Genomic DNA, 17,161 nt, shown 5'->3' on the forward strand with positions numbered 1-17,161 from the left:
GGGAGAAGGAAAGGCTTAAACGTCCACCGCCGCGTCGAGGGCGTTGTCCTGGATGAACTCGCGGCGCGGTTCGACGACGTCGCCCATCAGCTTGGCGAACAGGTCGTCGGCGTCGTCGGCGTGATCGACCTGGACCCGCAGAAGCGTGCGGGCATTGGCGTCCAGCGTGGTCTCCCACAGCTGTTCGGGGTTCATCTCGCCCAGACCCTTGTAGCGCTGGATGGCGAGGCCCTTCTTGCCCTGGTCGAGCACGGCGTTCAGCAGGTCGATCGGGCCCCGAATGGTGATCGACTTGTCCTTGCGCCGATAGGTGGCGGGGGCATCGAACAGGCCCTCGAAGGCGGCGGCGCGCTCGGCCAGGCGACGGCCGTCCAGCGAGCGGATCAGGGCTTCTTCCAGCACGATGGTTTCCTGGACCGCGCGACGGGTGCGGCCGAACACGACGGCCCCCTGCTCACCCGGCGCACCGGACCAAACCCCGTCGCCTTCCTCGGCATACAGGTTCAGGCGCTCGGCGGCGGCAGAGGAGGCGCCGACCGGGTCGGCATCCTCGGCGAACAGGCCGGCAAGGGCACCCTGTTCGATGGCGAAGGCGGGCGCGCGCTGGCTCAGGCGATCGACCTGCGCCTTGAAGGCTTTGGCGTCGCGGACCAGGGCCTGAAGGTCGTGGCCGGTGCGGCGTTCGCCGGTGGCCATGTCCAGTTCAGCGTCCGACGAGCCTTCCTCGATCAGATAGGAGTCCATTTCGGACTGGTCCTTCAGGTAGCGCGACTGCTTGCCCTTGGAGACCTTGTAGAGCGGCGGCTGGGCGATGAAGACGTGACCGCGTTCGATCAGCTCCGGCATTTGACGATAGAAGAAGGTCAGCAGCAGGGTCCGGATGTGGGCGCCGTCCACGTCGGCGTCGGCCATCAGGATGATCTTGTGATAGCGCAGCTTGTCGGCGTTGAAGTCGTCGCGGCCGATGCCCGTGCCCAGCGCCAGGATCAGGGTGCCGATCAGTTCCGACGACAGCATCCGGTCGAACCGGGCGCGCTCCACGTTCAGGATCTTGCCCCTCAGCGGCAGGACCGCCTGGTTCTCGCGATTGCGGGCCTGTTTGGCCGAGCCACCGGCGGAATCACCCTCGACGATGAACAGTTCGGACTTGGCCGGATCGCGTTCCTGGCAGTCCGCAAGCTTGCCGGGCAGGGACGAGATATCCAGCGCCGACTTGCGCCGCGTCAGGTCCCGCGCCTTGCGGGCGGCCTCACGCGCCGAGGCCGCCTCGATGATCTTGGCGACGACCGCCTTGGCCTCGACCGGGTGTTCCTCGAACCACTGGTTCAGGCCGTCGGTGCAAAGGCCCTCGACCGCCGGGCGGACCTCGGACGAGACCAGCTTGTCCTTGGTCTGGGAGCTGAACTTGGGGTCGGGCACCTTGACCGACAGCACGCAGGTCAGGCCCTCGCGGGCATCTTCGCCAGTGGGCGCGACCTTCTCCTTCTTCAGGGCGCCCGAGCTCTCCATATAGGCCCCCATGACCTTGGTCAGGCTGGTGCGGAAGGCCGACAAGTGGGTGCCGCCGTCCCGTTGGGGGATGTTGTTGGTGAAGCACAGCATGGTCTCGTGGTAGGAATCGTTCCACCACAGGGCCAGGTCGATCTCGATGTTGTCGCGCTTGCCGCGAATGACGATGACGTCCTTCAGGATCGGCGTCTTGGACTTGTCCAGGTGACGCACGAAGGCCTCGACGCCGCCCTCGTAGTGCAGGATTTCCTCGAACGGCTCGACGCCGCGATGGTCCTGCAGCTTGATGACCACGCCCGAGTTCAGGAAGGCCAGTTCACGCAGGCGGTGCTCCAGCGTCTTCAGGTCGAAGTCGATGTGGGCGAAGGTCGTGACCGATGGATAGAAGGTCACCTGGGTGCCGCTGAGCACCTTGCCGTTGTCGCGCATCGGGGCCTCGCCCGTGACGCGCAGGGATTCTACCGTGTCGCCGCGCTCGAACTTCATCTCGTGGCGCTGGCCGTTCCTGAAAATGACCAGCTTCAGCCAGTCAGACAGGGCGTTGACCACCGACACGCCGACGCCGTGCAGGCCGCCGGAGACCTTGTAGGAGTTCTGGTCGAACTTTCCGCCCGCGTGCAGCTGGGTCATGATGACCTCGGCCGCCGAGACGCCCTCTTCGGCATGGATGTCGACCGGGATGCCGCGCCCGTTGTCGGTCACGGTGACGGAGCCGTCGGCGTTCAGGATCACCTCGACGAGATCGGCGTGCCCGGCCAGGGCCTCGTCGATGGCGTTGTCGACCACCTCATAGACCATGTGGTGCAGGCCCGAGCCATCGTCGGTGTCGCCGATATACATGCCGGGGCGTTTGCGCACCGCATCCAGGCCCTTGAGAACCTTGATGGATTCGGCGCCGTAGGCGGCCTCCTCGGCATTGTCGGCAGTCCGTTCGTGCAGCGGTTCGTCGGTCATTCGGTCGTCCGGAGACGCGGGCGTCGCGGGCCGCGCCACGCGCCGCCCAACCCGCTGAAAAGGGTCGTAGCCGGACAGGGCGATTCACCCCGTCCGGATGTGACGTTTATATAGGAATTTCCACGCCGAAAGCGAGGCTTTAGGCCGATCTCGCAGGTTGTCCGGCGACGCTTCGGACCCATATGTTGGGTTCACCCATCGAGAGACCCACCACCGACGCTGGAGCGCCGATGCCGCATGCCGACAGCCTGATTTCCACCCTGGTCGCCGGCTTCGTGCTGGCCTTCGTGTTCGGGATGATCGCCAATCGGCTGAAGCTGTCGCCGCTCGTGGGCTATCTGGTCGCCGGGGTGGTGGTGGGGCCCTATACCATCGGCTTCGTCGCGGACACGACCCTGGCCCCGCAGCTGGCCGAGATCGGCGTGATCCTGCTGATGTTCGGGGTCGGGCTGCATTTCTCGCCCGCCGACCTGATGAAGGTTCGGAAGGTCGCCATTCCCGGGGCCCTGGTGCAGATCGCCTCGGCGACGCTGATGGGCTGGGCGCTGGGCCGGTTCGGGCTGGGTCTGCCCGATGTCGAGGCGCTGCTGATGGGGTTCGCCCTGTCGGTCGCCTCAACCGTCGTGCTGATGCGGGCGCTGGAGGAGCGGCGTCAGAACAGGGGCGAGGTCGGGCGCATCGCCGTGGGCTGGCTGATCGTCGAGGATCTGGTGATCGTCATCGCCTTGGTCATGCTGCCGATGATCGTCCTGCCGGCCGGGGCCGTGGTCGATCCCGGAGCCCTGGCGCTGAACGTCGGCTGGACGCTGCTGAAGGTCGCGGGGTTCGTGCTGGCCATGCTGTTCGTGGGCGGACGGGTTCTGCCCTGGCTGCTGGTGCGGATCGCCCATACCCGGTCGAGGGAGCTGTTCACCCTGGGTGTGCTGGCCATCGCGCTGGGTATCGCCTGGATCGCCTATTCCCTGTTTCACTCCTTCGCGCTTGGGGCCTTCCTGGCCGGCCTGGTGCTGAACGGCACACCGCTGGGGCACAATGCGGCGGAGCGGTCACTGCCGCTGCGCGATGCGTTCGCGGTGCTGTTCTTCGTTTCGGTCGGCATGCTGTTCGACCCGACGATCCTGTGGCGCGAGCCCCTGTCGGTGCTGGGCGTGCTGGGCATCGTCATCGTCGGCAAGACGATCGCGGCCCTGGTCATCACCAAGATCTTCAGGCTCGACCGCGCCACCGGCCTGACGGTCGGGGCGAGCCTGGCGCAGGTGGGGGAGTTCTCGTTCATCCTGGCGGCGCTGGGCATGACGCTTGGGGCCATGAGCCAGCAGACGCACGACCTGGTGCTGGCCGCCGCCCTGCTGTCGATCTCGCTGAACCCGTTCGTGTTTCTGTTCATGGATCGGATCGGCGGAAAGCCACCCGGCGCGCGTGTCGAAGGCGAGGCCAATCCGGCGACGGCTTGAGCGGGCCGCAGGCCTTCAAGAGGTTCATCACAAAGGGCACGAAGAAGAGTCACGAAGATCACGAAGAGACCCTGTGCGCGGTCCCCTTGACGCTCTCTCCGTGTCCTTTGTGATCCCTTTGTGCTCTCTGTGATGAACCCTTCGGGTTCGGCAGGAAGAAGGTTTAGTCCGAAACCAGCATCCCGCCCTCGACCCGCACGAAAGCGGCCCGGCCCCTCAGCGGCGCGAACAGGTCGGCCTCGGTCCCGGTCATGAAGGCCTGAAGGTCCAGCGCCACGATCTCGTCGAACAGGGCCGCGCGGCGGTGGGCGTCGAGGTGCGCCGGAGCCTCGTCCAGCAGTAGGACGGGCGGGGCGAGGGTAGGGCCGCCCATCGCCTTCAGCCGCCCGATCTGAGCCAGGATCAGGTTCAGGACCAGGGCCTTCTGTTCGCCCGACGACCCCTCGGCCGCCGGGCGGTTCTTCTCGCGGTGAAGCGCGGTCAGGTCCGTGCGGTGCGGCCCGAACAGGGAGCGTCCAGCAGCGGCGTCGCGGGATCGGGCGCGGGCCATGCCCTCCCGGATGTCGGCGGCGATGGCCGTTTCGTCGGACCCGATCGCCGCCGCCGTCTCGGCCGCGCCGGTCAGACCGAGGTCGGCCTGGGGGAAGGGGCGTTCGGCCCGCGCGTCGATCGCCGCCTGAAGCACGCCCAGTGCCCGCGCCCGTGCCCCGGCCGCCCGCGCCCCGGTCTCGCCCAGCCGGGCCTCCAGCGCGTCGAGCCACAGGGGATCGGCCTCGCGCCCTTCGGCACCGTCGACCAGCAGTCGCAGTCGCTCGCGCAGCGCCTTCTCATAGCCCGCGACCGCCGCCGCATGGCCGGGGTCGGCGGCGAACACCAGCCGGTCGAAGAACTTCAGCCGCTCGGCCCGGGCGTCGGAGAACAGCCGGTCCTGCTCCGGCGTCGCCCAGACCGGCCTCAGATAGTCCAGCAGCCGCCCCGGCTGGGCCGTCTCGCCCTCGATCCGCACCATGCGCCGCCCCGCGCCCGCGACCTGGACCCCGGTGCCCAGCCGGACCGCGTCGCCTTCTGCACCCTCCAGCGTCAAGGCCACGGCCCAGGCCCGGCCGCCGGTCTCGCCCGGTTCGCGTCGACCCATCTCCTGCGCCGTCGCGCCCCGCAGCCCCTTGCCGGGGGTGAACAGGCTGAGCGCTTCGAGCAGATTCGTCTTGCCCGCTCCGTTGGGCCCGTGCAGCACGACAGGCCCCGGTCCGATGGACAGGGTGGCGGCGGCATAGGACCGGAAATCGGTGAGGGTCAGAGCGGTGATCAAGCCCGCGACATAGCGCGCTTCGTGGTCCTGGGCACAGCGTCCGCTGGCCCCGGCATCAGATTCCGTATGGCAACGCTGGACCAGGGCCCGGACTACGGTCACATTTCGACCACCGTGGGGGCGGTCGGCGTCATGGGGGCGCGGGACATGAGGACACTCTGGATCGTGGCGGCGGCGATGATCGCCGTGGCGGGGGTCGGGAGCGTGGTGACGCGCGCGGTCGCCATCGCCGGACGAGCCCCTCAAGGGCTGGACGCCTGTCGCAGCTCCGAGACGCGCGCGGGCTTGCGCGACGCCATCCTGACGCGGATCGCGGCCAAAGGAGGCGAGGTGGACGGGGCCTTCGCCTTCTCGCTGGATACGCCGCGCCTGGAATCCGTTGACTACACCGCCGATCGCACCGTCTGCGGCGGCGTGGCCCGGCTGTCGGTGCCGGAATACCGCCGCGCGGCGCTGGACGGGGTGTCGGAGCTGTCCGACAGCGTCCGCTTCATGATCGAGCCGTCTCGCACCGGCTCGGGGCGGGTGGTGGCCCTGGTCGGTGGAGGGGACGTCATGGCCAACTGGCTGGGCGCACCGCCGTCGCCGCCCTCCCCGCCGTCGCCGGAGTTATTGCAGGCCGGCTATGTCGCCGAGGCCGTCGCGCCGGTGGAGGTCGATGCAGCCGAGGAGGCGACCGATCCGGACGCCGTGGAGCCGGTCCGGGCCGTCACGCGCCCCGTGGAGCGGGTGCCCGTTCGCGCGCGCGCGCCGTCGCGACCGACGGCCCCAACGCCTCCGACCCGGCCTGTGCCGCGGGCTGCGCCACCCGTCCCCGCGCCGCGTCGACCCCCGCCGGCGCCGCCGGTCCGTCGGGTCGAGGTCCCACCGCCACCACCGGCCGCAAGCCCCAGCTTCGACTGCCGCCGCGCCCGCAACAACGCCGAGCGGGCGATCTGCGCCGACCCCGGTCTGGCCGACCTGGATGTCCGCATGGCGCGCCGCTATGCCCGGATGCAGAACAACGTCGACGGCAAGGCCGCCCAGATCCTGCGCGACGAACAGCGCGAGTGGCTTCGCCGCCGCGATGCCTGCGAGACGCGATCCTGCGTGGCTCTGATGTATGAGACCCGCGCGGCGCGGATGGACCGGATGGGGTGAGGGCTCAGGGTTTGGGCCCGCCAGACTGCTGCGAAAGCACTGGGTCCCGACTTTCGTCGGGATGAGCGGATAGGCTTCGTTAAACCCGCAGCGGCATCAGCACATACTGGACGCCCGGATCGCCCGGATCGAGCACGAGCGTGGGCGAGGCCGGATCGGCGAACAGGAAGGTGGCGTTCTCGCCGGTGATCTGGCCGGCGACGTCCAGCAGGTAGCGGGCGTTGAAGCCGATTTCGAAGGGGGCCTCGGAATAGCCGATCTCGACCTCCTCGACGCCCTGACCGGCCTCCATGTTGCGCACCGTCAGGGTGACGCGGTCCAGCTCGAACGCCAGTTTCACCGAGCGGCTCTTCTCGGCCGAGATGGTGGCGACGCGGTCGACGGCGGAGGCGAAGACGGCGTTGTCGATGTCGGCCTGTTTGTCGTTCCCCTTGGGGATCACGCGCATGTAGTCGGGGAAGGCCCCGTCGATGACCTTGGAGGTCAGGCTGGCCTGGCCGAACTCGAAGCGGATCTTCTGGGGGCTGACCGAGATCTCGACCGGGCCGGTGCCGTCGTCCAGCAGGCGGCGCACCTGATCGATGGTCTTGCGCGGCACGATCACGCCGGGACCGCCCGCGGCCCCCTCGGGCGCAGGCGTCTCGGCCAGGGCCAGGCGGTGTCCGTCGGTGGCCACGGCGCGCAGCAGCGGAATGCCGGCTTCAGACACCGTGTGCAGATACAGGCCGTTCAGATAATAGCGCGTCTCCTCGGTCGAGACCGCGAACCGGGTCTTGTCGATCAGACGGGCCAGATCGTCCTTCATCAGGGTGAATCGCGCGCCCGACTGGTCGGTCGACATGACCGGAAAGTCGCCCGCCGGCAGGACCGGCAGGTTGAACTTGGAGCGGCCCGCCTGGACCGTCAGACGGGGATCGTCGCCGTTGTAGGTCAGGGCGACCTCGGCCCCGTCGGGGAGTTTGCGCACGATCTCGTACAGGGTGTGGGCGGGGGCGGTGATCTGGCCCTCGACCTGAACGGTGGCGTCGGCCTCGTCCACGATCTCCATGTCCAGATCGGTGGCGGCGAAGCTCAGCCGGTCGCGGCCCGCCGACAGCAGGACGTTGGACAGGATCGGAATGGTGTTCCGGCGTTCGACCACGCTCTGCACATGGCCCAGGGCCTTCAGGAGCGCGGATCGTTCGATGGTCAGTTGCATGGTGTCTCAGGCGTCCGGGGCGAAGGCGGAATCATCCCTCGCGTAAACAGTGGCTCCAGACACTAGAGGATTGGCGGCGCGGGGCAAGAAAGGGACTGGGGATTAGGGATTAGGGAAAGTTGTCCCTCATCGCTCCAGGCCTTCCGGCCACTCGACCTAATCCCTAATCCCTAATCCCTAATCCCTAGCCGCCTATCCCCGCAGCTTGCGCGTCAGCGCCTCGACGTCGCGGGCGATCTGGTCGTCCTGGGGCATCAGCTCCTCGATCTTGCGCACGCCGTGCAGGACCGTGGTGTGGTCGCGCCCGCCGAAGCGACGGCCGATGTCGGGATAGGACCGTGTCGTGTGCTGCTTGCACAGCCACATGGCGATCTGGCGCGGGCGGGCGACGGCGCGGGTGCGGCGCTCGCTCAGCAGGTCGGCCTGTTTCATGTTGAAATGCTCGGCCACCGTCTTCTGGATCTCGTCCACGGTGATGCGGCGCTCGGGGCCGCCGCGCAGGGCCGAGCCCAGCAAGGTCAGGGCCTCGTCCACGCCCAGGGTGGTCAGGCGCGTGCCGGCGGCGGCGGCCAGGGTGTTCACGGCACCCTCCAGCTCGCGCACCGAACCCGGCGTGCGATCGACCAGCTGTTCCAGCACCTCGGCTTGCGCCTCGCCGTTGACGACGCCCAGGCGGGCGAATGCGGCGATGCGGTTCTGGGCCACGGCGATCTTCAGGCTGCGATCGGCGGGCTCGACCGGGCAGGTCAGGCCGGCGGCCAGGTGGCTGCGCAGGCGCGGCTCGACCTCGGTCAGGGCCATGGGCGGACGGTCGGCCGACAGGACGATGCGCTTGCCGTCCTCGATCAGGGCCGTCAGGGTCGAGAGCAGTTCTTCCTGCGTCGACGCCTTGCCGCCGACGAACTGGACGTCGTCCAGCAGCAGCATATCGGCCGAGCGCAGGCTCTCCTTGAAGGCGGCGGTCGAGCGGTCCTGCATCGCCTTGACGAAGGTCGACAGGAAGCGCTCGGCCGTCAGATAGACGACCTTGGCGTCGGGGCGCAGGCGCTGCGCCTCCCAGGCGATGGCGTTCAGCAGGTGGGTCTTGCCGTAGCCATAGGGGCCGCAGAAGAAGATCGGATTGAAGTGGCCGTCGGCCCAGGACGCCGTCTGGCGCGCGATGGCCAGGGCGAAGGCGTTGCCCTGACCCTCCACGAAGCTGTCGAAGGTCAGCCGTTCCTGCAGGCCCGCGGCGCGGACCGCGCGCGCCCCGTCGGTCACGGGGGCCACGGTGGGCATGAGAGAGGGCGGCGCCACCGGTGTCTCCAGCCCGGCCGACGACAAGGCCGAGAGCGCCTGGGCCTGAAGGGCCACGGCGGAGGCCGGCGGCGCAGAGGACACCTCTGCCCGGCAACGGACGTCCAGGCGGCGCGACAGACCGTCCAGGCCCAGCCAGAGTTCGTTCAGGCGGCGCAAGGCGTTCTTGCGGACCCAGTCGCGGGCGTAGCCGGTGGGCGTGACCAGGATCAGGTTGCCCGACGCATCGATCCGCACGGCGGACGGGGCGATATAGGAGCTGAAAGGACCCTCGCCGATTTCAGCCCGCAGCCTCACCGAGGCCTCGTTCCAGATGCGGTCCGGATCCGTCATGCCCGTCGTCGTCAGTCCTGCCGCCAACCCAGTCGCCCCCATCGCCCGTCACCACCCCAGAAAACTCACCACAACCCGCAACCGAACGGTTGCGCGCCACGCCGGGAGGCCCTTGTCCGAGGGACGCGTTCTCCTGCCCCGAAAAGCATGCGCTTTTCGGGCGGGGCGACCTCGCGGACAGACGTCTCCCGCCGGCGCAGGGGTTCGCCCCCGCTCCGTCTTCATCCGTGCTGGATGGAAGTGCGTTAGAGCCCAAAACTTACGCCGGGCGGGGCGGGGGTCAACGCTGATTCGAAGCCGATTCGCGAACTAAATTGTTTGACTCCGCTAAAGGTAAATCCCGCTTGGGAAAATCCGGGTTTCGCCTGTTCGGCGAGCGTGGATTCCCCAGCGACAACTTATCCGCACACGGCGAAACGGCGAGTAAGCTGGTGCTCACTCGCCGTTGAAATCGTTCGCTTTTCGTGTGTCAGGCCCGTGACGGATCGTCTGCGGGCCTGTTTAGGTAGACCTACCTATAGGCGTCAGGCGGCCGACATTTTCTTCAGTTGGGCATGCAGGCGCGACACCTTGCGCGAGCCCGTGTTCTTGTGAACCACGCCCTTGGTCACGGCGCGCATCAGCTCGGATTGGGCCTCGACGAAAGCGCCCTTGGCGGCTTCGGCGTCGCCGCCCGTCACGGCTTCCTGAAACTTGCGCAGGAAGGTGCGGACGCGGGTGCGGCGCGACTTGTTCACTTCGGTACGCGCGGCGATCTTGCGGATCGCTTTCTTGGCGCCGGGATTGTTGGCCATCGTCAGAACCTATCAACGGAAACGCCGCGGACACCCCGTCCACGGCGCGGAAATCTTCAAGAGCGGGCGGCTATAGCGGAAGGGGGTGCGCGGGGCAAGTGCCACGCGAGGGACTAGGGATTAGGGGATAGGGATTAGGGCAGAAAGCTGCATCTTCCACGGCTCGGATCGCCTCAAGGCCCTTTTCTAATCCCTAATCCATAGTCCCTAGTCCCTAATCCCTAATCCCTAATCCCCAATCCCTAGAACCTACCTCCCCTTGAACTCCGGCTTTCGCTTCTCGACGAAGGCGGCCATGCCTTCCTTCTGGTCCTCGAAGGCGAACAGGGAGTGGAACAGGCGGCGTTCGAACTGGACCCCCTGCGTCAGGGTCGTCTCCAGGGCGGCGTTGACCATCTCCTTGTTGGCCATGACGGCCAGCGGGCTCTGGGCGGCGATCTTCGCGGCGATCTTGCGGACCTCGTCCAGCAGGGTCTCGTGGGGGAAGACGCGCGAGGCCAGGCCCGCGCGTTCGGCCTCGGCCGCGTCCATCATCCGGGCGGTCAGGACCATGTCCATGGCCTTGGACTTGCCGACCAGCCGCGTCAGCCGCTGGGAGCCGCCGATGCCGGGCGCGACGCCCAGGTTGATCTCGGGCTGGCCGAACTTCGCCTTGTCCGAGGCGACGATGAAGTCGCACAGCATGGCCAGTTCGCATCCGCCGCCCAGGGCGAAACCGTTGACCGCCGCGATGATCGGCTTCCTGAACCGGACGATGCGGTCGTGACCCAGGGCGAAGTAATTGCCCGTGTACATCTGGGCATAGGTCTGGTCCGCCATCTCCTTGATGTCGGCCCCGGCGGCAAAGGCCTTTTCCCCCGATCCCGTCAGGATCAGGCAGCGGACCGTGTCGTCATGCTCGACGGCGTCCAGAAACGCCGCCAGATCCGCGAACAACGCCGCGTTCAGTGCATTCAGCGCCTCGGGCCGGTTCAGGGTGACGACCGCATAGCCGTCGGCATGCCGCTCGATCAGCAGGTTGGCGTAGGTGTCGGTCATCGGGCGGGGCTCCTTGCGTCAGGCCGCAGGGTCTACCGCGTCACCCGTCCCACTGGAACACCTCGGTGATCTCGACCCCGAACACGTCGGCGATGCGAAAGGCGGCCTCCAGGCTGGGGGAGTATTTGCCCTGTTCCATGGCCACGATGGTCTGGCGGGTCATGCCGATCCGGGCCGCGAGGTCAGCCTGGGTCATCTCCCCGGCGTGGAAGCGCAACTCGCGGATACGGTTCCGGATCGGCGGCGGGGCCTTGGTCACCGGCCGCGCCGCAAGAAATAGATCGTCAGGGAAAACCGCGTCAGCTCCGACACCACCACACAGGCCACCAGCACATTGGCCAGCACAACCATCGCGCCGGGACCGTTCAGGATGGCGTGGCGGAACAGGCCGTTGAACCACAGGGCGACGCCGAGGCAGATCACCAGGGCGATCAGCATCATCAGGGACATGTGACTGCCCTTGTAGGCGGCCAGCATCTCGCGCTCGTCCCGGGTCTCGCGATCGACCTTGGGCGTGGTGAAGGTGGCGAACAGGGTCAGGACCACCTCGATCACGACCAGGACGAACAGGGCCCCCGCGAACCCCACGCCCATGACCATGGCGAAGCGGGGATCGTCGATCCAGCCGTGCATCAGCCGTACCGCCAGCTCTCGGAAATAGACCGCCCACACCACCACCGTGGCGAAGATGGTGATCCACAGATGCTTTTCACGAAACGACATGGCGACCCTCCCGTCACGACGATGCGACGAGAGCCGTGTCCTATAGATCGGACATTATGTCCAGTATTTTTTACACTGTGTCGGATTAAGCCGACATCAGTGGGCCACGTGGGGGGTGATGATCCCCAGGGGCAGGGTCGTCACGTTCTTCACGCCGCGCGTCACGATATGGCTCTCGCAGTCCGACACGATGCCGAGCGTCAGCAGTTTGTCGCGCAGGAATTTGTCGAAGGCATGCATGTCGGAGGTGATGATGCGCAGCACATAGTCCTCGCGCCCCGTGATGGTCGCGCACTGGACCACCTCGGGCCAGGTGGCGACGGCGGCCTCGAAGACATCCAGGTTCTCGCGCGACGGCAGGCTGAGCTTGACGATGGCATAGACCTCGAAGTCCAGACCCAGCAGGGCGGCGTCCAGCAGGGTGACCCGCTTGCGGATCAGGCCGCTATCCTCCAGTCTCTTGATCCGGCGCCAGCAGGGCGAGGCCGACAGGCCCACGCGCTCGGCCACATCCGCGACGGACAATCCGGCATCCTGCTGCAGGATGTCCAGAATTCGCGCGTCGATCGGATCCAGTTCGTCGGCCAATGCGTTTCTCCCTTTATCGTTATTGCGCAATAAATAACCCCAATACCGCTTGACGCAAGGCGAAAATAGGCGAGCCTTGATTTCGCGCCCATGCTATCCAGCCGCCAAGAGTGCGGTCGGATCAACCGAACGGCAGGATGGAATGACCAGGAATACCCAGCCGCTTTCATTACGCGTGCCCGAACCCTCGGGTCGTCCCGGCGATGCGCCGGACTTCAGCCACCTGAAGCTGGATGCGGCGGGCGCGGTCGATCGCCCGCCCGTCGACGCGCGCCCGGTCCAGATGCTGGACCTGGCGTTCCGGCTGGTCCGCGTGCTGGATGATGAGGGCAATGCCGTCGGCCCGTGGAACCCGCGCCTGGACGCCGAGACCCTGAAGAAGGGTCTGAAGGCCATGATCCTGACCCGCGCCTTCGACGACCGGATGCACCGCGCCCACCGCCAGGGCAAGACCAGCTTCTATATGAAGTGCACGGGCGAGGAGGCCATCGCGGTCGCGCAGGGGATGATCCTGTCGCGCGAGGACATGGGCTTTCCCACCTATCGCCAGCAGGGGCTGCTGATCGCGCGCGGCTATCCGCTCGTCGATATGATGAACCAGATCTATTCCAATGCCAGCGACCCGATCAAAGGCCGCCAGCTGCCGATCATGTATTCCGCCAAGGACTATGGGTTCTTCACGATCAGCGGAAATCTGGGCACCCAGGTGCCGCAGGCCGTGGGCTGGGCCATGGCCAGCGCCTACAAGGGCGACGACAAGATCGCCATCACCTGGATTGGCGACGGGGCGACGGCGGAAGGCGACTTCCACAACGCCCTGACCTTCGCGGCCGTCTATCGCGCGCCCGTGATCCTGAACATCGTCAACAACCAGTGGGCCATCTCGTCCTTCCAGGGCATCGCGGGGGGGCTTGAGACCACCTTCGCCTCCAAGGCCATCGGCTACGGCTTGCCGGCGCTGCGCGTCGACGGCAACGACTTCCTGGCCGTCTGGGCCGCGACGCAATGGGCCGAGGAGCGCGCCCGCTCGAACCAGGGCGCGACGGTGATCGAGCTGTTCACCTATCGCGGCGCGCCGCACTCCACCTCCGACGACCCCAGCCGCTATCGCCCCGGCGACGAGCACGAGAGATGGCCGCTGGGCGATCCGGTGCTGCGGCTGAAACAGCACCTGATCGCGCTCGGTGAGTGGTCTGACGAGGCTCAGGCCGAGGCCGAGGCCGATGCGGTGGCGCAGGTCCGCGCGGCCGGCAAGGAGTCCGAGGCCATCGGCACCCTGGGACAGTCGCGCCCCAGCGTGAAGACGATGTTCGAGGAGGTCTTCGCGACCGAGGACTGGCGCCTGACCGAACAGCGCCGGGAGGTGGGCGTATGAGCGAAGTCTATTCCGAGGCCGATCAGCACGACGGCATCGCCCCCGACATGGTCGATCAGACGGAGGCCCCCGCCTCGGTCGCGCCCGACAGCGGCGTCGTGCCCATGAACATGATCCAGGCCCTGAACTCGGCCCTGCACGTCAAGATGGCCGAGGATCCCAACGTCCTCAGCTTCGGCGAGGACGCGGGTTATTTCGGCGGCGTGTTCCGCGTGACGGACCAGCTGCAACAGAAGCACGGCCTGACCCGCAGCTTCGATACCCCCATCAGCGAATGCGGCCTGGTCGCCGCAGCCATCGGCATGGGCGCCTATGGCCTGCGGCCGGTGGTCGAGATTCAGTTCGCCGACTACATCTATCCGGCCTACGACCAGATCGTCAGCGAGGCGGCCAAGATGCGCTACCGCTCGGGCGGCCAGTTCACCTCGCCGATCACGATCCGCAGCCCTTATGGTGGCGGCATCTTCGGCGGCCAGACGCACTCACAGAGCCCCGAGGCCCTGTTCACCCATATCGCGGGCCTGAAGGTCGTCATCCCGTCCAACCCCTATGACGCCAAGGGACTGCTGACCGCGGCGATCGAGGACGACGATCCGGTCGTCTTCTTCGAGCCCAAGCGCCTCTACAACGGCCCGTTCGACGGCTGGCACCAGAAGCCGGTCTCGCCGTGGAAGGCCCAGGACCTGGCCCAGGTCCCGACCGGCAAATACGCCGAGCCGATCGGCAAGGCCCGCGTCATGCGCGAGGGTTCGGACGTCACCATCCTGGCCTACGGTACCATGGTCTGGGTGGCGCTGGCGGGCGCGGAGCACGCGGGCGTGGACGCCGAGGTCATCGATCTGCGCAGCCTCGTTCCGCTCGACATCGAGACCATCGAGGCCTCGGTGAAGAAGACCGGCCGCTGCGTCATCGTGCACGAGGCGCCGAAAACGTCCGGGTACGGAGGAGAGCTGTCCGCCCTGGTCCAGGAACGCTGCTTCTATCATCTGGAAGCGCCCGTCACCCGCGTCTGCGGCTGGGACACGCCCTATCCGCACGCCTTCGAGTGGGAATATTTCCCGGGTCCGGAACGGGTCGCGACCGCCTTGAAATCCGTGATGATGGGAGGGCGCTGAGATGGGTCGCTTCGTCTTCAAACTGCCCGACGTCGGTGAAGGCACGGCCGAGGCCGAGCTGGTCGGCTGGCACGTCAAGGTCGGCGACACCGTCGCCGAGGACCAGATCCTGGCCGACATCATGACCGACAAGGCGACGGTCGAGCTGACCTCGCCCGTCGCCGGCGTCGTCACCGCCCTGCACGGCGAGCCCGGCGTCATGTCGCCGGTCGGCGGCCCGCTGGTGGAGTTCGAGGTCGAGGGCGCGGGGAATGCTTCCGCCGAGGCCACGCCTGCCCCGGTCGCAGAGCCAGAGGCGGCGCCTTCTCTGGAAGCGCCTGAGGCCGAAGAGACGGTCGAGGCTGCACCGGTTTCCGCCGCAGCCGGCAATTACGTCTTCAAACTGCCCGACGTCGGCGAAGGCACGGCCGAGGCCGAACTGGTCGCCTGGCACGTCGCGGTCGGGGACACGGTCGCCGAGGACCAGATCCTTGCCGAGATCATGACCGACAAGGCCACGGTCGAACTGACCTCGCCCGTCGCCGGCGTCGTCACGGCCCTGCACGGCGAGGTCGGCAGGGCCTCGCCGGTGGGCGGTGCCCTGGTCAGCTTCGACGTCGAAGGCGCGGGCAACATTTCGGCTGCTCCGGCGAAAGCCGCATCCGCTCCGGCCCCCTCCACCGCTTCGCGGTCCCCCTCCCCCGATGGGGGAGGATCGCGCACGGCTGTCCCCACCAAATCTCCCCCCGTCGGGGGGAGTACCCGCGAAGCGGGGGAGGGGGGCAAGTCCGCACCCGTCGCCCGCACCGCCCAGACCCCCGGCGTCCGTCCCCTGGCCTCGCCCGCCGTGCGCAAGCGCGCCCGCGAATTGGGTCTGGAACTGCAGTTCGTGCCTGGCTCCGGCCCCGCCGGACGGATCGAGCACGGCGATCTGGATGCCTTCGTCGCCCACGGCGCGCGTGGTCCGTCCGAACACGGAACGTCATCGTCGTCGACCTATGCCAAGGCCGATGGCACGACCGAGGTGCGCATCATCGGCCTGCGCCGCAAGATCGCGGAGAAGATGGCCGAGAGCGTCCGGCGCATCCCCCATATCACCTATGTGGAGGAGATCGACGTCACGGCGTTGGAAGAGTTGCGCGCTCACCTGAACGCCCAGGCCAAGACGACGGGCAAGGGCAAGCTCAACGTCTTGCCCTTCATCGCCCGCGCCATCGTCGTGGCCCTGCGCGACCAGCCCCAGATCAATGCCACCTATGACGACGAGGCCGGCGTCCTGACCCAGCACGCCGCCGTGCATCTGGGCATCGCCGCCCAGACGCCGAATGGCCTGATGGTCCCGGTCGTCCGCCATGCAGAGGCGCTCGACCCCTACGCCACCGCAGCCGAGATCGCGCGCGTTTCCGGTGCGGCCAAGGACGGCTCGGCCAAGCGTGAAGAGCTGTCCGGCTCGACCATCACCATCACCTCGCTGGGCACGCTCGGCGGCGTCGTCCACACCCCGATCATCAACCACCCGGAGGTCGCCATCGTCGGCCCCAACAAGATCGAGGAACGGGTCGTGGTCCGGAACGGCCAGATGGTCGTGCGCAAGATGATGAACCTGTCTTCCAGCTTCGATCACCGCATCGTCGACGGCCACGACGCGGCGGTCTTCGTGCAGCGGATCAAGGGGCTGCTGGAGCATCCTGCGACGTTGTGGATGGGGTGAGCTGGACCTTCTGTTGCGCGACGCTATGTGATATACGCAACGTATATCAAGGAGGATTCGATGCGTATTCTTGTTGACGCCGACGAAGCTCAGGTCGCTGCGCTGGATGCTCTCGCTAAACACGAAAAGCGTCCGCGCGCAGCGGTCATCCGCGCCGCCATCGACGACTATGTCGTACGAAACAAGCGTCAGGCCGTGAAGGACGGTTTCGGTCTGTGGGGCAAGAATGGTGAAGATGGTCTCGCCTACCAGGAGCGACTTCGCAGCGAATGGTAGCAGCGCTCTTCGACACCAATATTCTGATCGACCATTTGAATGCCGTGCCGCAAGCGGATGCAGAGATCGACCGATATGAAGATCGCGCCATCAGCGTCGTGACCTGGATCGAGGTCATGGCCGGTGCCGGAGCCGGTCTGGTCGAAGAAACGCGCCTCTACCTCGGCGGCTATACGATCATTGGACTGGAAGGGCGGATTGCAGAGCAGGCCGTGTCCATCCGCCAGTCGCGACGGCTCAAACTGCCCGACGCGGTGATCTGGGCGACGGCGCAGACCACCGGCCGCCTGCTGGTCACCCGCAACACCAAGGACTTTCCGGCCGATGAGCCGGGTGTCCGCGCGCCCTACGTTCTCTGACGAGTTATCC

General features: G+C 67.2%; 16 protein-coding genes. 7 read left to right on the forward strand and 9 right to left on the reverse strand.

Annotation, left to right across the window (positions count from 1 at the left end):
- Positions 1–15 precede the first annotated feature (15 nt).
- The gene (gene gyrB / locus AC1DW4_RS08615; RefSeq protein WP_477016831.1) at positions 16–2,463 is read right to left on the reverse strand and encodes a DNA topoisomerase (ATP-hydrolyzing) subunit B; all 2,448 of its coding nucleotides are present in this window, start codon (positions 2,461–2,463) and stop codon (positions 16–18) included.
- Between the two features lie 230 nt (positions 2,464–2,693).
- Here gyrB and AC1DW4_RS08620 point away from each other — a divergent pair, with 230 nt between their 5' ends.
- Positions 2,694–3,917, forward strand: a complete 1,224-nt coding sequence (locus AC1DW4_RS08620) for a cation:proton antiporter domain-containing protein (RefSeq protein ID WP_477016832.1) — start codon at positions 2,694–2,696, stop codon at positions 3,915–3,917.
- Positions 3,918–4,080: 163 nt separating this feature from the next.
- Here AC1DW4_RS08620 and recF read toward each other — a convergent pair whose 3' ends face one another.
- Positions 4,081–5,226: a DNA replication/repair protein RecF gene (gene recF, locus AC1DW4_RS08625; RefSeq protein WP_477016930.1), complete on the reverse strand. Its 1,146-nt coding sequence runs from the start codon at positions 5,224–5,226 to the stop codon at positions 4,081–4,083.
- A 66-nt stretch (positions 5,227–5,292) separates the two neighbouring features.
- On the opposite strand from recF, the gene AC1DW4_RS08630 reads away from it, so the two are divergent.
- Positions 5,293–6,366 carry a lysozyme inhibitor LprI family protein gene (locus AC1DW4_RS08630; RefSeq protein ID WP_477016833.1) on the forward strand — a complete coding sequence of 358 codons (1,074 nt, stop codon included), beginning with the start codon at positions 5,293–5,295 and terminating at the stop codon, positions 6,364–6,366.
- A gap of 79 nt (positions 6,367–6,445) precedes the next feature.
- On the opposite strand, the gene dnaN is transcribed toward AC1DW4_RS08630, so the two are convergent.
- From dnaN to AC1DW4_RS08665, 7 genes are all read right to left on the reverse strand, one after another.
- On the reverse strand, positions 6,446–7,564 hold the full coding sequence (gene dnaN, locus AC1DW4_RS08635; RefSeq protein WP_477016834.1) for a DNA polymerase III subunit beta: 1,119 nt from the start codon (positions 7,562–7,564) through the stop codon (positions 6,446–6,448).
- A gap of 192 nt (positions 7,565–7,756) precedes the next feature.
- Complete coding sequence (gene dnaA, locus AC1DW4_RS08640) at positions 7,757–9,193, reverse strand: chromosomal replication initiator protein DnaA (protein WP_477016835.1); 1,437 nt, start codon at positions 9,191–9,193, stop codon at positions 7,757–7,759.
- Between the two features lie 524 nt (positions 9,194–9,717).
- A complete protein-coding gene (rpsT, locus tag AC1DW4_RS08645) occupies positions 9,718–9,987 on the reverse strand; it encodes a 30S ribosomal protein S20 (RefSeq protein WP_013270743.1) in 270 nt (89 codons plus the stop codon).
- 249 nt (positions 9,988–10,236) lie between these two features.
- A complete protein-coding gene (locus tag AC1DW4_RS08650) occupies positions 10,237–11,025 on the reverse strand; it encodes an enoyl-CoA hydratase-related protein (RefSeq protein WP_477016836.1) in 789 nt (262 codons plus the stop codon).
- A 40-nt stretch (positions 11,026–11,065) separates the two neighbouring features.
- Positions 11,066–11,284, reverse strand: coding sequence for a helix-turn-helix transcriptional regulator (locus tag AC1DW4_RS08655; protein ID WP_477016837.1), 219 nt, complete (start codon positions 11,282–11,284; stop codon positions 11,066–11,068).
- Positions 11,281–11,748, reverse strand: coding sequence for a hypothetical protein (locus AC1DW4_RS08660; RefSeq protein WP_477016838.1), 468 nt, complete (start codon positions 11,746–11,748; stop codon positions 11,281–11,283). The genes AC1DW4_RS08655 and AC1DW4_RS08660 overlap by 4 nt, the downstream gene beginning before the upstream one ends.
- A gap of 96 nt (positions 11,749–11,844) precedes the next feature.
- Positions 11,845–12,336, reverse strand: a complete 492-nt coding sequence (locus AC1DW4_RS08665; RefSeq protein WP_477016839.1) for an Lrp/AsnC family transcriptional regulator — start codon at positions 12,334–12,336, stop codon at positions 11,845–11,847.
- 142 nt (positions 12,337–12,478) lie between these two features.
- On the opposite strand from AC1DW4_RS08665, the gene AC1DW4_RS08670 reads away from it, so the two are divergent.
- From AC1DW4_RS08670 to AC1DW4_RS08690, 5 genes are read left to right on the forward strand one after another with little or no spacing between them, the layout of a single operon-like run.
- Positions 12,479–13,711 carry a thiamine pyrophosphate-dependent enzyme gene (locus AC1DW4_RS08670; protein WP_477016840.1) on the forward strand — a complete coding sequence of 411 codons (1,233 nt, stop codon included), beginning with the start codon at positions 12,479–12,481 and terminating at the stop codon, positions 13,709–13,711.
- On the forward strand, positions 13,708–14,826 hold the full coding sequence (locus AC1DW4_RS08675; protein ID WP_477016841.1) for an alpha-ketoacid dehydrogenase subunit beta: 1,119 nt from the start codon (positions 13,708–13,710) through the stop codon (positions 14,824–14,826). Before AC1DW4_RS08670 ends, AC1DW4_RS08675 begins: the two co-directional genes overlap by 4 nt.
- A 1-nt stretch (position 14,827) precedes the next feature.
- Positions 14,828–16,516, forward strand: coding sequence for a 2-oxo acid dehydrogenase subunit E2 (locus tag AC1DW4_RS08680; protein ID WP_477016842.1), 1,689 nt, complete (start codon positions 14,828–14,830; stop codon positions 16,514–16,516).
- Between the two features lie 60 nt (positions 16,517–16,576).
- On the forward strand, positions 16,577–16,792 hold the full coding sequence (locus tag AC1DW4_RS08685; protein ID WP_477016843.1) for a ribbon-helix-helix protein, CopG family: 216 nt from the start codon (positions 16,577–16,579) through the stop codon (positions 16,790–16,792).
- Positions 16,786–17,151: a PIN domain-containing protein gene (locus tag AC1DW4_RS08690; RefSeq protein ID WP_477016844.1), complete on the forward strand. Its 366-nt coding sequence runs from the start codon at positions 16,786–16,788 to the stop codon at positions 17,149–17,151. The genes AC1DW4_RS08685 and AC1DW4_RS08690 overlap by 7 nt, the downstream gene beginning before the upstream one ends.
- The last annotated feature ends 10 nt before the right edge of the window (positions 17,152–17,161 follow it).

This window comes from Brevundimonas sp. P2_A6 (genome assembly GCF_056404975.1).

Bases quoted from the DNA above. Each gene is read 5' to 3' on its own strand.
- AC1DW4_RS08630 (WP_477016833.1), top strand. From the start codon at position 5,293: ATGGCAACGCTGGACCAGGGCCCGGACTACGGTCACATTTCGACCACC.
- AC1DW4_RS08675 (WP_477016841.1), top strand. From the start codon at position 13,708: ATGAGCGAAGTCTATTCCGAGGCCGATCAGCACGACGGCATCGCCCCC.
- dnaN (WP_477016834.1), bottom strand. From the start codon at position 7,564: ATGCAACTGACCATCGAACGATCCGCGCTCCTGAAGGCCCTGGGCCAT.
- rpsT (WP_013270743.1), bottom strand. From the start codon at position 9,987: ATGGCCAACAATCCCGGCGCCAAGAAAGCGATCCGCAAGATCGCCGCG.
- AC1DW4_RS08685 (WP_477016843.1), top strand. From the start codon at position 16,577: ATGCGTATTCTTGTTGACGCCGACGAAGCTCAGGTCGCTGCGCTGGAT.
- AC1DW4_RS08690 (WP_477016844.1), top strand. From the start codon at position 16,786: ATGGTAGCAGCGCTCTTCGACACCAATATTCTGATCGACCATTTGAAT.
- AC1DW4_RS08660 (WP_477016838.1), bottom strand. From the start codon at position 11,748: ATGTCGTTTCGTGAAAAGCATCTGTGGATCACCATCTTCGCCACGGTG.
- gyrB (WP_477016831.1), bottom strand. From the start codon at position 2,463: ATGACCGACGAACCGCTGCACGAACGGACTGCCGACAATGCCGAGGAG.
- dnaA (WP_477016835.1), bottom strand. From the start codon at position 9,193: ATGACGGATCCGGACCGCATCTGGAACGAGGCCTCGGTGAGGCTGCGG.
- AC1DW4_RS08680 (WP_477016842.1), top strand. From the start codon at position 14,828: ATGGGTCGCTTCGTCTTCAAACTGCCCGACGTCGGTGAAGGCACGGCC.
- AC1DW4_RS08650 (WP_477016836.1), bottom strand. From the start codon at position 11,025: ATGACCGACACCTACGCCAACCTGCTGATCGAGCGGCATGCCGACGGC.
- AC1DW4_RS08620 (WP_477016832.1), top strand. From the start codon at position 2,694: ATGCCGCATGCCGACAGCCTGATTTCCACCCTGGTCGCCGGCTTCGTG.
- AC1DW4_RS08670 (WP_477016840.1), top strand. From the start codon at position 12,479: ATGACCAGGAATACCCAGCCGCTTTCATTACGCGTGCCCGAACCCTCG.